General features: G+C 26.6%; 2 protein-coding genes. Both read right to left on the bottom strand.

Annotated elements, in window-relative coordinates; all coding sequences use genetic code 11:
• Positions 1–115 (bottom strand): PD-(D/E)XK nuclease family transposase (locus tag GBZ86_RS16135; protein WP_207707478.1); only part of this gene is annotated, 115 nt, incomplete at its 3' end.
• 66 nt (positions 116–181) lie between these two features.
• Positions 182–1,051, bottom strand: a complete 870-nt coding sequence (locus GBZ86_RS16130) for an Rpn family recombination-promoting nuclease/putative transposase (protein WP_327445297.1) — start codon at positions 1,049–1,051, stop codon at positions 182–184.
• Between the last annotated feature and the right edge of the window lie 45 nt (positions 1,052–1,096).

The raw sequence follows: 1,096 nt of genomic DNA, 5'->3' as shown, positions 1-1,096 counted from the left end.
TTTTAATATTAACCTTCACAATTGGATACTTTGGTTTTAAAGTAGCATTTAGAAAAGATATTAATATATCTGGATGCTTTTCTGAACCAAAAATATTCTTAAATATAAAATCCATTTTAGGATCTAATAAGCTCTGTAACACTCTATTCACTTCCTTATAATTCTACTAAATCTATTGTGACTACTTTCTAAGCTGATTTATTTCATCCACTGTTAACCCAGTTTTTAAGGCAATAGTTTCATTATCTAAAACATCTAGTAAATTTCTAGCAACCGCTTCTATTCCTTCTTTAATTCCTTTTTCTTTCCCTTCTTTAAGACCTTCCTTAAGACCTTCTTCTTTTCCTTCACGCTTAGCTTTATTTAATGCACTTGTTTCATCTTTTAATGCTTTAGCTCTTAGTTCATATAATGCTCTTTGTTTTTCATCACAGCTAATTTTAATAAGTTCATTTTTAGCTTCTCTTATTTCTTTTACTGACATCTCTAAAGCTCTTACCTTTTCACTTTCAGGATTTTTTAAGAATTCTATCCAAGCTACTAGCATATCTCTTTCATCACTATTATCCTTAAGTTTAGGAATTTCTATAAAATGAATTTCTAAAACATCTGTTAGTTCTTCATTTACCTCTATTTCTTTTAATCTATAAGCATTATGAAATATATCATTATTTAAGTATTTAAATAATGATATATTTATACAAACAGTTCTTTTAAGGTCTGAATAATCATCTCCCTCATTAAGCTGTCCTTCGTATAGTTTACTCCAGTAGTAAAGACTACGCTTTATCATATTAAATTCATTTTTAACCTGTATTTCTATATTAATTATTTCATTACTACTAGTTGTAGCATTAACATCTAATCTTGAAAATTTATCTTTAATATATTCTTTTTCTAAATCAGTATTTTTAATATTAACCTTCACAATTGGATACTTTGGTTTCAATGTAGCATTTAGAAAGGATATTAATATATCTGGATGCTTTTCTGAACCAAAAATATTCTTAAATATAAAATCCATTTTAGGATCTAACAAGCTCTGTAACACTCTATTCACTTCCTTATAATTCTACTAAATCTATTGTGACTACTT

The organism is Clostridium tarantellae (assembly GCF_009295725.1).
Taxonomy (GTDB): domain Bacteria; phylum Bacillota; class Clostridia; order Clostridiales; family Clostridiaceae; genus Sarcina; species Sarcina tarantellae.
The sequence above is the reverse complement of the archived record's forward strand: the minus strand, read 5'-3'. Positions and strand labels throughout refer to the sequence as shown.